The sequence below is a fragment of the Faecalicoccus pleomorphus DSM 20574 genome (assembly GCF_000420345.1).
GTDB classification, from domain to species: domain Bacteria; phylum Bacillota_I; class Bacilli_A; order Erysipelotrichales; family Erysipelotrichaceae; genus Faecalicoccus; species Faecalicoccus pleomorphus.
In genome coordinates this window covers 50,919-65,464 of the sequence record NZ_ATUT01000011.1, presented here as the reverse complement: position 1 = coordinate 65,464, position 14,546 = coordinate 50,919, and the positions used below count along the sequence as shown (strand labels likewise).

Annotated in this window: 12 protein-coding genes and 1 pseudogene; 2 read left to right on the top strand and 11 right to left on the bottom strand. The window is 34.9% G+C overall.

Annotation, left to right across the window (positions count from 1 at the left end; genetic code table 11):
• A pseudogene (locus G413_RS12175) lies at positions 1-266 on the top strand (hypothetical protein); the annotation flags it as partial.
• Positions 267-581: 315 nt separating this feature from the next.
• On the opposite strand, the gene G413_RS0106275 reads toward G413_RS12175, so the two are convergent.
• The 11 genes from G413_RS0106275 to G413_RS0106220 form a co-directional block, all read right to left on the bottom strand.
• Positions 582-1,436 carry a MurR/RpiR family transcriptional regulator gene (locus tag G413_RS0106275; protein WP_022790069.1) on the bottom strand — a complete coding sequence of 285 codons (855 nt, stop codon included), beginning with the start codon at positions 1,434-1,436 and terminating at the stop codon, positions 582-584.
• Between the two features lie 108 nt (positions 1,437-1,544).
• Positions 1,545-2,195: a hypothetical protein gene (locus G413_RS11105; RefSeq protein WP_155979216.1), complete on the bottom strand. Its 651-nt coding sequence runs from the start codon at positions 2,193-2,195 to the stop codon at positions 1,545-1,547.
• Positions 2,176-4,308, bottom strand: a complete 2,133-nt coding sequence (locus tag G413_RS0106260; protein ID WP_022790066.1) for a hydantoinase/oxoprolinase family protein — start codon at positions 4,306-4,308, stop codon at positions 2,176-2,178. The genes G413_RS11105 and G413_RS0106260 overlap by 20 nt, the downstream gene beginning before the upstream one ends.
• Positions 4,309-4,326: 18 nt before the next feature.
• Positions 4,327-5,607 carry a citrate transporter gene (locus G413_RS0106255; RefSeq protein ID WP_022790065.1) on the bottom strand — a complete coding sequence of 427 codons (1,281 nt, stop codon included), beginning with the start codon at positions 5,605-5,607 and terminating at the stop codon, positions 4,327-4,329.
• A 12-nt stretch (positions 5,608-5,619) separates the two neighbouring features.
• A complete protein-coding gene (locus G413_RS0106250) occupies positions 5,620-7,020 on the bottom strand; it encodes an FAD-dependent oxidoreductase (RefSeq protein ID WP_022790064.1) in 1,401 nt (466 codons plus the stop codon).
• 255 nt (positions 7,021-7,275) lie between these two features.
• Positions 7,276-7,761, bottom strand: coding sequence for a MarR family winged helix-turn-helix transcriptional regulator (locus G413_RS0106245; RefSeq protein WP_022790063.1), 486 nt, complete (start codon positions 7,759-7,761; stop codon positions 7,276-7,278).
• An 80-nt stretch (positions 7,762-7,841) separates the two neighbouring features.
• A complete protein-coding gene (locus G413_RS0106240; protein ID WP_022790062.1) occupies positions 7,842-8,726 on the bottom strand; it encodes an ROK family protein in 885 nt (294 codons plus the stop codon).
• A 4-nt stretch (positions 8,727-8,730) separates the two neighbouring features.
• A complete protein-coding gene (locus G413_RS0106235) occupies positions 8,731-9,180 on the bottom strand; it encodes a PTS sugar transporter subunit IIA (RefSeq protein ID WP_022790061.1) in 450 nt (149 codons plus the stop codon).
• Between the two features lie 15 nt (positions 9,181-9,195).
• Positions 9,196-9,858: an HAD family hydrolase gene (locus G413_RS0106230; RefSeq protein WP_022790060.1), complete on the bottom strand. Its 663-nt coding sequence runs from the start codon at positions 9,856-9,858 to the stop codon at positions 9,196-9,198.
• Between the two features lie 62 nt (positions 9,859-9,920).
• Complete coding sequence (locus tag G413_RS0106225) at positions 9,921-11,351, bottom strand: PTS transporter subunit EIIC (protein ID WP_022790059.1); 1,431 nt, start codon at positions 11,349-11,351, stop codon at positions 9,921-9,923.
• Positions 11,352-11,371: 20 nt separating this feature from the next.
• The gene (locus G413_RS0106220) at positions 11,372-12,373 is read right to left on the bottom strand and encodes a Gfo/Idh/MocA family protein (RefSeq protein ID WP_022790058.1); all 1,002 of its coding nucleotides are present in this window, start codon (positions 12,371-12,373) and stop codon (positions 11,372-11,374) included.
• Positions 12,374-12,609: 236 nt separating this feature from the next.
• Between G413_RS0106220 and G413_RS0106215 the strand changes: the two genes are divergently transcribed.
• The gene (locus G413_RS0106215) at positions 12,610-14,529 is read left to right on the top strand and encodes a BglG family transcription antiterminator (protein WP_022790057.1); all 1,920 of its coding nucleotides are present in this window, start codon (positions 12,610-12,612) and stop codon (positions 14,527-14,529) included.
• Positions 14,530-14,546: the final 17 nt, after the last annotated feature.

The window sequence follows — 14,546 nt, the reverse complement described above, 5'->3', positions numbered from 1 at the left end:
GGAATGGAAACAGTCTGGGCGAAGTGAATCAGCTGCATCAGGAATTCAAACAAATGATCAAGCATTATCATGGAGTCTCCATAAGACATCTTCAGCACTATTTGGATTGGCTTGTATTCCGTAAACAGATGAAATACCAAATCAGGGCGGAAGCCAGAAAAACAAAAGCTTATATGTTGGCTATGAAAGGATCTGTTTCCTTTGTGACAAAAGACATATGTTCTTTTGAGTTGCCAATTAATGTGCTTACGCTCTATCAAAATTAAAAACATCATTTTTAATTCTCTGCATCAACTTTTTAGTTGAACTTAGCGAAAAAATTTTTATTTTTTATATTTTCATTAAAATTTAAGAAAGTATTTAACAATTTGTCCTTAATATTTTCGATGGGATAATATGTTCAATACATATTATGATTAAAAAAGGTTCAATCACACTTATATATGATTGAGCCTTAATGAGATATATCATGAAAAAGAAAGTAAATCATCCTGTTTAATAAATATGTAAACTTTTAATCATTTTTAAAAGAAAAGTATCTTATACTCTAAATTTAGCTATCAATCAAATAACTATTCCTATTACCATTCATATCGAGCAGACTCTGCCGCTTCAAAAGAATCAATGATTGTATCACTACTTAGTTTTCTTTGACGAAATGCTTTATTATTTTTTAATATAGTCGCATAAATGATATCAAACACTAAAGATATCATGGGAGAATTTGAAATTACTAATGGGTTTTTGGCAGCCATTGATCCAGGTATCAAAATCTTAACATCTATTAAATCACTTAATTTTGGATTATCATTTTCAGATATCAAAACAGTTTTTACATTTTTCGTCCTGATTTTATCTAAAAAAGGCAAAACACCCTTACTTGTGACTGATGGAACAACAGTAATCAATAAAGAATCTGAGTTCATATATTCTATTGCTAACTGGGCTTCAAGATGGTCTTTAAGTTCTATTACATCTATTCCTAATTGGCGAAGTTTAAAAGAAAACTCTCCTACGACAAATGATGTTGTGTATATAGGATACATAAACACTTTTGAAGCTAATGGAATCAAAGAAGCTACTTCTTCAATATCCTCCTTTTCCAATAAAGCACATGTACTTAAAATCATCTGTTGATAATCATAAGTAATATAATCCAAAAGATTATCTGCATCTACTTCATTTTCTGACATTCGATCCAACTGTGTATTACTTTGTGCCAAAGCCATTTTAAATTTATTGAAGCCTTTAAAGCCTACTTTTCGACAAAAACGATTTATGCTTGCTTCCGATGTATTTATCTTATTTGCTAATTCAGAAATTGAGTTAGCAATTACATAATCTGGATTATTTATGACAAATTGACTGATTTCATATTCGCTGGATGTAAATGAAGATTCAAGTGAAATAATTTTTAAAACAACTGGTGATTTCATAGTTCCTCCATTTCGATACAATCATTATATAATATTTTATACGTAATAAAATATCTTTTCAAAAAGAGAACTCCATCCTCTTGTTTGAGAATGGAGTCCTGGCATTTTTTAAAATAATTTTGTAAATTCCTGATATTCTTCTTCAATATCATTATATGTTATACTTCCTTCCTTTAGCATAAACATATAATCATAATAATTGGGTAAATGATCGAGGTGCAGTATCTCTTTTGCAAATCCATTTGCCGCAATCTCACTAGCAGATTGTATCTTAGCCTCTCTAGTATAATTTAATATTTTAATAGTTGATATTGAATCTAGTTTTTCGGAAACAATTTCTTTGCTGGAAAACTCAAGAAAATGAAAGCATTCATGAGCAAGTATAATTTCCCACATTTCTTCAAAAGATACTGCGTTGGCTTGTGCAAGTTCTTGAACAGATGGTTTATAAAGAAGAATTTTTATTTTTCCTTCCCTGTCGATCGACGACTGAGCCCTAAACTTAACTTTAAAGAAGTCACCATTCTCTTCTGTATAGTGAACATCTATATTCAGCTGAGTAATAATATCTTTGATACTCATATTTTTAAACTCAGCTGCTCTTTTTTTTCCTTCATCTAATGATTCTTGTATATAATACAAAATTTTTTTCTTCGGAATTTTATTGAATAATAAATCTTGTTTAAGTTGTAAATACCCTAAAAAATCATCTGAATAATCAATCATACCTTTACCTTTTTTATTGATATGCCACTGCAAATATTGTATCTGTATCTGTTAAAGATTCAATTTCCACTTCCATAATCGAAACTAGTTGCTCAATAGTTTGCATTCCAGTTAAATCTAACATCTTTTCTTTATAGAAAAGATAGACTTTGGGAATCGTTGCATTTGCATCTGAATATATTGTATGTTCGTCAACAAATGGTAGAAATGAACTTTCTAATTCTCGCTTTTCAAAGATATGGTAGAATGTGTTACTCCCTTTGAATCGCACAACACCTTCACGATCAATCATACAAACATCCGATTTCTTTTGTTTAAAAATAAATTTCTTTTTAATAGTTTGGGAATGCATTAAATTCCAACGGCCTGTTTGGGCAATAAGCTTTATTGATGAAGAATCTACGCCTAATGCATCAGAAGCCAATTTTATCAATTCTTCTTGGCTAATGATCGAATTTTTCAAATTTTTTTGACGCATCTCTGTGGCTCCTGTTGCGATTGCACGAACTATATTCCGTTGTGAATCAACTTCTATGCTTACTTCCACTGTCTCTTCTTGCGCTCCTGATTGCACAATCTTTTCAATAACATCTAAACGAATCTTTTTGATATCTTCATCTGTAGGATTTGCAATAGAGCGTTCGATTTGCTCACGAACCATAGCCAAAGCTACTCCGATGGTTGAAATATATGGGGCATTCTTAGCTATTTTCCATTTATAGCCTAGCTTTTTAGCAAGCGCTGGAACTACAACTGCACCTGAGCCACCGCCTCCAACCAACATCACAAATCCAGGATCAATTTCATATTCGTTGATTAATTCTTGTACGACTGGCTCTAATTTAGAAATTGCCAAATCAATTACTTTTTGCGCTGCTTCCTCTGCAGATATATGTAAATAATCTCCCAATGCCTTCCATGCGACAATATTACTTTCTTGATTTCCTTGTGCATAATCTCCAGCTGGAACATATCCTAAGAGATTAGCTGCACCTGCTAAAGTATAAGAATACGAGATACCCTTTTCCCCGGTAATAATCGCATATTCATCTGGATCTCCCTGACGGGGAGAAACAAAAGATATCAGTGGATCTTTTAAATTCTCTGCATCTGTAAAACACTCATAATCTAGACCCGCAATATGAGCTGATCGCGGACCAACATCACAGATTTCCCCATTTCTAACTCGTATCATAGATCCACCAGCCACTGCTAATGTTCGAACATCAAGGGAACGCAAATATGTTTTATGTCCTCCCACTTGTGCATACTTGATCATTACTTTTCCATTTTTAATGACTGAGATATCAACAGATGTCCCTCCGACCTCAAAGAAAATCCCATCCGAAACTTTTTCATACATAAGAGCTCCGGCAACACCAGCTGCTAGACCAGAAAGCATCGTTAAAATTGGACGTTGACGAACTTCATTAATGCTCATAACTCCACCATCCGCCCTCATAATCATTAAATTGGACTTAATTTTAGTATCTTGTACTGCTTTTTCTGTCATATCTGCTGTCTGCATCATTTTCGGAATCAACGAGGCATTTACCACAGCAGTTCGAGTTCGCATTTTTAATCCATAAAGTTGTGAAATTTCATGTCCTCCTGTTGAGAACATACCCAGCTCCTGCGCCTTTTTTATAACTTTGTTCTCGTTTTCTGGATCATCTACTGAATACGCTTCGGATGCAACAATTACCTCACAATCAGCATCTTTTAATTTACTGATTATTTCCCCCAACATCTCGTCATTTATTTCTGAAGAATCAATAAATTCATGAGTAGATGTTAAATATTTTCCAGGTGCTAATTCAATATGTTCAATGGACGTTTCTTTTTTTGCAGAACGAGCATCCATTCCTGTTCCCATGCCGATTATACCTACTTTTGCTACATCGCCTTCTAATAATGCATTTGTGGCTTGTGTTGTCCCATGGGCAATAAAACTAACATCTTCAGGAAGTATATTATTTTCAGACAATAACTTCTGAATGATTGTTACAATACCTTTTGCTACACCATCCTTATGTGTAGTAGGAATTTTCATCTTCGCAATAACATCATATGTTTCATTATCTATAGCTACAGCATCTGTAAAAGTTCCTCCTACATCAATGCCAATTCTAACTTTCTTTCCCACTTTTAACACCTCAAATTTCTAGTATAGGAAAAATGACGATACAATTAACCCAATTAGCGTTGAAACCGAAATCCATAAAATAGTCTTCTTTAAAATTTCATTCACATCTGTTTTCGTGAAATCTGCAATCCATACATTATGTGAATTTGTTGGATCACACACTGCTTGTACATTTGAATCTAGACGAAGTGCTACCATTGCAGCAACAGGATTCATACCACTTGCAACTAATAATGATATTATCCCCGATCCTAATCCCCAAACATTTAGAGGTCCTCGATAAATAGCTAATGGTGACAATAGACCAAAAATCAGGACAAACATTAATTGATTTTTAGGAATCGCTAAGGAAATAGCCGGTGACAAGATAGCAGATACCTCGCTGGACATTACAGCATTTAGTAACATTCCGATACCAATCATTAATCCCATTGCACCTGCAACATCTTGAATTCCTTCAACAAATGCAGATGAAACAACATGAATTGGATTTTTTGGAGTAGATAATACCAAAGCAACTACTATCCCAATTAGTATGGATGCAATTAAAGGTACCTTAAACGCAAAAACTAATGCCACCGGAACAATCGGTGAAATTAATGCAATTGCTCGAACCTGTTGTCCATTTCTTGCATTATTAGGCATAGCCCAAGCTTTACTTGTTTTTCCTTGAAACTGGATATAATAAATAATCATAATTACAGATACGATAATTAAAGGAAGTCCAACCATCCAAGAATAACCTGTCACGACATCTAAATCCAACTTTAAAACATCTAAGTAAACTGCAAGTGTATTCACAGAGAATGTTACCCCAATGGCACTAGATAATAATAGAATAATTCCACTAATCATAGGAGACAATCCTGCAGAAATCATAATTGGAATAATAATTGTTCCAACCAAAATCACCATTCCTAATCCGTTACTAGCCGCAAAAATTACTGAACATACTGCCAAAAACACAAGTGCTATTGGCAATGCTTTGTCTCCAGCTAACTCAGCAGCTTTTTTTATAATAGTCTCTGTAACTCCAACTTTTGAAAGAACTTTCCCAAAAATCGCACCAAATACTAAACCTGAAATAGCCGTTGACATTCTCATTGAACCTGCTTCTAATACATCTTTTACAATCGTAAATTTTTCAGGATCAGAAGACATAAATGTTACACCCGCTATAAAAGATATAGCTATTGCCATTACTGGTAAAGCAATAATAGTTGGTAGCTTTCTTGCCATCATCAGACCTACCATTATAAAAAACACCAATAAAATTCCTATTAACTGGATAGTTTCCATATTTTCTCCCTCTTATTTTTTCTCAATATAACTACCTTGCGCAATCAAAAGATTTTGAAGGTTTTTAATGTCTATTTTATTAACAGATTGATTTGTTTGTATTGCTAATGCAGCAGCAGTACCAGCTGCTTGCCCCAATGCTGTCATTGTTGGCGTTGTACGGATTGCTGCCTGTGCCTCAAAAGAGGCGGAGACACACCTTCCGGTCACAATCAAATTTTGAATTTCTTTTGTGATCATAATTTCATATGGAATTGAATAATAACTATCAAAAGTCGAACGATCGAATTTTGCTTCTTTACTCTCTTCTTGTTTATTTACGTGTACAGACAGTGTTCCTTCTCCTTTAGGATTATGAATATCTATCGGATAGCCAGAATGAGCTATGACTGAGTTAAATCTTTTTTGTTCCAATAGATCCTCACCTGTTAACTTATAAACTCCTTGAATCTGTCTCGATCCTCTTACACCCACACTAGGACCGGTATAAGCAATCTTAGAGTTTTCAAAACCTGGAACGTATTTTATAAGAAACTTGTATAACTCTTCACATTGTTTACGTCCTATGATTTCTGCATTCGTCAATCCTAGAGCTGAGGCACCGTTTTCATTAATAATCCTAGTCGTATTGATAATATATTCACCTGGTGTACTGGTTTCAAAGAATAATACATCTTCTCGAGGTATTGTTATCTCTCCTAATTCCTTCGCCCTTTTGAACTCTTCTTCAAAGCCTACAAACGATAATGCTTCTACTTTTTTCATCACTTCTATATCTCTGTTTAGCCTTGGAAATTTCTTTGGATTCTGTAAAACTGTTTTCTTCAATTTACTTGTATCAACTCCATATACTTTCATATTCATTGTTAACGGTTGAGTTGCATTATCTGATTCTCTACCTAATGTAAATGGAATACCGGCCTCAACAGCTAAGTCACCGTCTCCTGTCGCATCAATAAAGATTTTTGCATTTATAGTAGATATGCCATCCTTATTTACAATATCAATCGATTTAATTGTATTCCCGTTTTTATTTATACCGATAATATAGGTGTGATATAAGAGCGTAACATTACTGTCTATAGCCATTTCATCTAAAACTATTTTTAATCCTTCCGCAGAAAAAGGTGTCACATAAGAAATATAATGGGTAGAGTCATAAACATGCCCTGGCGAATACCCTCTTTCTTTTAACCTTTTTACGATTTCTTCTCCAATACCTTGAATAACTTGTTTTTCTCCTGCAAAAAAAGTCATCATAGGTCCTACACCATTTGCAGTTAACGTGCCTCCTAAATATCCGTTCTGATCAATCAACAGAACACTCATATCATTGCGAGCAGCTGCAATTGCTGCACAAGTGCCCGACATTCCTCCACCGGCAACAACAACATCATATTCTTTTTTTATCACATTCTTCTTCCTGATATATTGTAGAGACTCATCCGACGAACACTACAATATCCTTTCTCCTTTCATTACATGACTCAAATTTTAAGCGCTTACATAGTAAGTATACCAATATGTCAATTTATGTCAATATATTTGATATTTTAAAATCAAATATATCTCAAAATTCTTTTTATACTTGACTTTACAATTGATTTTATGATTATTTCTTGTCTTTTTATGCGTAAAGTTTTGACAAAAAAACTGCCTTGCGGCAGTTTATGCTCCTCTTTTTTGATCCGAATATTCATCACTGAAATATTCTAAGATATTTTCCAATGCCTCGTTTAAGACTTCATTTTCTTCCAAACCTAGATCACCGATAGCTTTATCGATCATATTCGCATGGAATTCATCATGAATCTTTAATACATCCAATGCTTTAGGTGTATTTCTTAATCGGACAATTCTACGATCATTTTCATCACGATAACGTTCCACATAGCCCTTCTTTTCCAAACGAGAAACATTGGTTGTCAAAGTTCCTGATGTCACCATTAAGCTTCTGGCCAAATGACTCATCGTATTGGAACTGGCCCTTTGAATTCTTTCCAGAATATGAACTTCTGTAATCGATAGCTCCACACCCTTTTGTTTCAGGTTATTGGCTTCAATATATAGAATATAATTAAACAATCCAACTAAAAGCTCATTCAATGTATGGCGTGTTTTCTGTTTTCTTTCTTGTTTTTCTTCTTGTGTCATTGGTATCAAAATACCTTGTTTTGAAAGACAAGTCAAGCACGGAATTCAAAAAGAACCTGTTTGTTTCAACAGGTCCCATTTTATAGTTCTTGTTTACGCCAATATGCATAAGCTCCAGCCATACCAGCCTGGTTTTGTAGAGTTGCAAATTTCAGAGTTGTATTCCTATACATCTCTTCGTTCAAAAATTTCTGCATATATTTTTGCATAATAGGCTCTAAATACTCTTTTTGAGCCATAATTCCCCCACCAAGAACCACTACCTGAGGATTGAATAAACAAACACAGTTACTGATGCCTTGTATGATGTTTCTACAAAGTACATCAATAGCCTCTACGCACATTAAATCACCCTGCTTGGCTCTTTCAAAGATGATTTTGCCGTTCAGTCCTTTTTGAGATGTCTTTTCCTCTACATAATGCACCAAAGCTGTCGTGCTACCTGTATTTTCAAAATGCTTTCCATTCAGCCACATATACCCAATTTCTCCGGCACTACCACTATAACCATGATATACTTGCTCATCAATGATCAATGCTCCACCTACACCTGTGCCGATTGTTAACATCAACGCACTTTGTGCACCCTTAGCTGCTCCAAAAACTGCTTCTCCTAACGCTGCAGCATTTACATCATTTTCCATCCAGCAAGGAATGCCAAACACACGCTCATAATAGTCTTTTAAGCCCATTCCTGTATATTCCGGTATGTTTTCATTCGCATAAATGATTGAACCTTTCTGCGCATCCACCATACCTGCAGTCGAAATAGCAATTCCTTTGATTTCGTAAGTCTTTTGATTTTCCTGAATGATTGATTCTACTTTTTTTAAAATACCCGGGCCCTTTATAACCTTGGCATCTGTATCTACTTCACCACGTTCTACAAATGTTAATTCACTCTTTTTTTCATCTATAAGTCCATATTTTATAGATGTTCCTCCAATATCAAATGTTATGATCATAAATTTATTCTTCCTTCATTTCATTGAGCAGTCTCAAAAATTCTGAGGCATTTTTTGACTCTACAAGTTTATCAACATTTTCTTCATCCATCAACACATTTGCTAATTCACTGATTAACTCAAGGTGACTATCAGCATCTACTGCTGCTAATGTGATGACCAAAGAAACAGGATCAAATTTTTCACTTCCAAAAGGTACAGGAGGATTTAATGTTGTAAAATGCACAGATAACTGATTTACTCCACATTCCGGTCTAGCATGCGCTAAAGCTACGTGATTGCCTAGTACGATATATGGTCCAATCTTATGTACAGTTTCAATCATTGCATCAATATAACTGTTTTCTATTTTTTTTGTTTCCAGCAAATACTGTGCTGATTTACGTATGGCATCTTCCCAATCTGCTGCATGAACTCCAATACTTATATTTTCTTCTGAAATCTTTTCCAGCATCTGTTTATCCTCCCTTTATTCTTTTTTTAAAAAATCTGATTCAATTTCGCTCAAATCTATATCCTTTAAAGAGTTAACCATTTTATAATAGCCAGTAAACGGACTATCTTTTGTAATCATGTTAGGAACGATCAAACACGGCATAGAAGCTCTTTGCGCCGCAATAAGCCCATTCAAAGAATCTTCAATAGCCAGACATTCCTCCGGCTTACAATCCAATAATTCAGCTGCTTTAAGGAAAATATCAGGTGCCGGCTTTATATTCTCGCTTAATTCAGCAGTCGAAAAAGCATCAAAATAGTCCAATAAGCCTAACCTTTTTAACTGTGTAACAGGCTTTTTCTGCGTTGCCGAAGTTGCAATTGCTAATTTTAATCCCTCTGATTTGGCCCGTATAATCAACTCTTTAACACCTTCCATCGCCGGAAGGCGATTAGTTCTTTCAATATATTCCTGTGTTGCTTCTTTTTCAAATTCTTCAATAGGAACATGATCTCCCAATTCTTTTTTAATAAATCGAAACAGGTTCTGACTGTTGGCTCCCACACACACTAAATAATCATTGACTTTCAAATCATAATCATATGTTTTTTTTAGCCATTCTTTGTATATATAATACCATTCTGCTTCTGTATCTACAATGACACCGTCAAAATCAAAAACAAGTGCTTTTAACATATTTTCCCTGCTTTCTTCAATGAAAGGCAAGAATCCAAAACCGGAGGATCCTTGCCTTTTGTTTATTTATTTCTTGATGAAACGATATTATTCACCAATTCGTCATATTCCGGTGCATTCAGATAGTCTTCAATAGAAATAATTTTGATATCCGGCTGTTTTTCGTGAGCTACATCTTTTAATGAAACATGCGTTACGATAATATCTGCATCCTCTCTAGGAAGATCCATGACACGAGCATGTTCGACACCAATATCAGTTATACCAGCTTTCTTCAACTTTTTCGCAATAACGCTGGCTCCCATAGCTGAAGACCCCAATCCGGCATCACATACATAAAGAACCTTTTTAATAGCACTATAATCAACCTCTTGTTCCTTATCTTCAAAAACAGAAGAGATTCTAGATTTCTTACCTTTCAAAGATTCCATTGTCTTAGCTGCTTCTTTTAAGCTCTTGTTAACTTCCGCTTCATCTACATCTTTAGAGCCTTTTAAAATAATAGAAGCTACAATACCACTGGCAGCAGCCGAGGCAAGAACAGCTAATAAGATTTTTAACTGATCGCCGGCTGCAGACATCATCATGATTGTGATGATACTTCCTGGTGAACTAACCCCTACTAATCCTACTCCAAATAACGTAAACAGGAATGTTCCTACGATACCTCCGGCAATAGCCGCAATAACCAATACCGGTTTCATTAAAATAAATGGGAAATAAATCTCATGAATACCACCAAAGAAATGAATCACCGTGGCTCCATATGCATTTGCTTTGGAATTTCCTTTTCCAAACAGACAGTAGGCTAACAGAATTCCCAAACCTGGTCCCGGATTGGATTCCAATAAGAACAATACAGATTTACCCAATTCATCCAACTGAGTAGTTCCTAATGGTGTCAAAATTCCCTGACCAATCGCATTATTTAAAAATAACACTTTAGCTGGTTCAATAAAGATAGCTGTCAAAGGCAACAGATTGTTGTTTTCCAAAGCCGACACACCAGCTGCAAAGAAACCGGAAAGTGATGTAATGGCTGGTGCTAATACGACACAACCAAATACCGCAATAATGGCACCCAGAATTGCAACTGTCAAGTTCCCAATCAACAACTCAAATCCAACAGGAATGTGCGGTTCAATCACACCATCCACTTTCTTCAATATCCATGCTGCAATTGGAGAAATGATCATCGCTCCTAACAACATCGTAATATTCGCACCAATGACAACTCCCATAGTAGTAAAGGCTCCTATAACAGCTCCTTTTTCACCATAGACCATCTTCCCTCCGGCGACACCGATCAGTACCGGAAGAAGATAAGTCAATACAGGAGTTACAAAACCACTTAATGTATCATTCGCAAGCCAAATTCCTAAAGCAGTTAAGATACCCCATCCCATAAAGGCACCCAGGTTAGGAAGTACCATGGCACTTAACTTACCACCTAGACGCTGCGCTTTCACACGCAACGAGACATCGTTTGACATATACTCTCCCTTCTTGTTAATTATAATTCAACTTCTTTACCTTCTTTGATTGATCTTTCAATTGCATCAACTACACGCAATGCATCATAAGACTGTTTAGGTGTAATAATTGATTTTGTGTTAGAAGCCACATTATTAACAAAAGCCATAACTTCTTCAGCTAAATCTCCACAAACTTCGCCATTGACATAATACCAGTGACGGCTATCCGGATATTCAATTCCTTTTTCGGATACAAAACGTACACCATAATCACAAGAATCAACGTAAGCAACACCCTTTGTTCCCACTAATTCAACTTTATCATCAATGATTGTTGGGGAATTTTCTGGCAATGTCCAACAAGCTTCCATGCATGCAACCGTACCATTTTCATAGGTTACAATGGCATAAATAACATCATTCATACCATTTTCTTTCAACAATACACTACGGTTCTTAGCAAACACTTTTACTGGCTGGCATCCAATCCACCAGTTCAGATAATCAATATCATGAATCATTACATGCATGCTCAAATCACTAGCTCCGATATAACGTCTTGGACCAATGATTGGTGAGTTTCTACGCACATAACAGTGGATGATATCGCCTAATTCGCCGCTATCCAAACGTTCCTTGATCATCGCAAAACGTGGATCAAATCGCAACAAGAAACCTGTTGAAAACACTTTGTCATAGTCTTTTGTGATTTCATATAAAGCTTTTCCATCTTCTAATTCTTTCGCTAATGGTTTTTCCAAAAGAATATGCTTATTTGCTTTTACCGCTAGCTCCACAGCTTCTCTATGTAAATTGTCTGGTAACACAATACTTACAGCTTCAATACTATTGTCTGCTAAAAGATCTTTATAATCCTTATATAAAGCAACACCTGGGAATTCAGTTTTCAACTGCTCTCTTCTTGTATCATTAAATTCACAAAGCGCAACCAGTTCTACCTGTGGCAACTTCTGATAAATCTGCGCATGGTAGGTTCCCATCTGTCCTACTCCGATAACTCCTACTTTAATTGTACTCAACGTAATTCCTCCTCTTTGCAAAATATGCATCTTGCGTTAGATTGAAAGGCCTTTCATTTTCTGATTTCATTCTATTCTGTTTAATGTTTAAATAAAAGACAAGCATTTACCGTTTGAAATGGCAATAATTTATAATATATTCTATTTTAAAATTGCCACTTGAGTTGGCAATGACTTATAATGCTATCTTTTTTCACAAAAGTTATAATAAATATGGATGATTAGGAGGTGTGTCTGTGTTTTCTTATAATCGCTTACAAGAAATTTTTACTTTCCTCGCTTCTCAAAAAGGACCCATTTCCCCTGAAGAACTAGCTAGAAAATTTCAGATTTCCAAGAGAACTTTACGCAATGACATCCGCATCCTCAACGAAGAACTGGCACCATGGAATGCTAAGATTTTGATGAAAAGAGGGAATGGTTATATTTTGGAAATTCCCGAAGATTCATTGATCCTATTGCAGAATGATACAACGCCAGATGGAAGTTTAGATTCCGTAGATAAAAGAATTAATCACATTATCATCTATATGCTTTATTCAGATGATTTCAAAACACAAGACGATCTTGCCAATGAAGTATTTGTAAGCATCAATACGATTATTAGCTATCTAAAGACTGTACGTTTGATTCTTCAAAAATATGATTTAACCCTCAAAAATAAACCCAATGTAGGCTACAAAATTGAAGGCTCTGAAATGAATAAGCGAAATTGCATCATAGATTTGATCACATCCAATTACAATGCTTATGTATCCAAGTTTTCAAATGAGCAACAGGCACTTCTAAAAGATTTAGAATTTGAGCAGATCCAAGAGCTGGTCACAGACTTCAACAAGAAAAATGGCATGCACTTTTCCGACTACAATCTTAGAAACCTGATTCTTCATATTGCCTTATCCGTATCAAGAATTCAGGCAGATCAAAATATGGAGAGCCATGACTTTTCTGTAGATAGTCAGACTCAAAATCTTCTTTCACCATTGATTGAATGTATAGAGTCCACATTTCATACTCGTTTTAGCGAAAGCGAAAAAAACTACATTTATTCGCATTATATATCCAATACCAATGAGCTTTTAAACAACCATGCGAATATTGATTATGTACATCAAATTGTTTCTAGTATCATCAACATGATCTATGAGCTTTATCATTTTGATTTAAGATCTGACTATATTTTGGAAAGAGATTTAAACCATCATCTTCAGTCCATACTCAATACACATTATTTAGATTTACATAAGAAGAATCCTTTATTGAATACGATCAAAAATAACTATATTCTTTCTTATGAAGTTACTGAAACGGTAATTAAACAAGTTTTTAAGAATGAACCTTTTGATCTCAGCGATGATGAAATCGGGTATATTTCCCTTCATATCGGTGCAGCTATTGAACGATATTTTGATTTAAGGAATTCAAAACATAAAAAAGTAATTATTCTCTATGATAATGGCTATGCAACTGGGAGCTTTTTATCCGCCAAAATCAGCAAATTATTTTCAAATAATATTGATATCATCAAGGTGGCACCTTCCAATGAATTGGAAGATATGGATTTAGAATCAGTGGACTGCATAATCTCTACGGTTCCCTTATCTAATACAAAGATTCCATGCGTAACTGTTGAAATGCCCTTATTAAGAAAAGATATTGAGAATATCACTCGCGCTCTTACTATGAGCAATATGCATCCTGTAGATCAAATTCAAAACTTTTTTGATCCTAAGTTATTTGTTCACACACGTGTCCACAATAAAAAAGAAATTATTCATATACTCTGTGAACTCCTTCGAAATGCCGGATATGTAGGTGAACGTTTTGAAAAAAGTGTATTTGAAAGAGAGAACAAGATTTCTACAGTAATGGATGGAGTCATTGCGATTCCCCATCCTTTGGAAATGTGTTCGCTTAAAAGTAAGATAGCTATAGGAATATTGGATGAACCTATTCATTGGTCTGGTAAAGATACAGCACAAATTATTTTAATGTTAGGGTTATCCGATGAATCTAAAAAAGATATTGAAAAGCTCTACGATACCTTTGTAGAAATGATGCACAATCCACAACTTCAGAGTTTATTATTGAAAACTGAAAATCTAAATGATTTTTTACAAATCTTAAAAGACCACATTTCATTAGATAACTTTTAAGGACTCAAGCAGTCCTT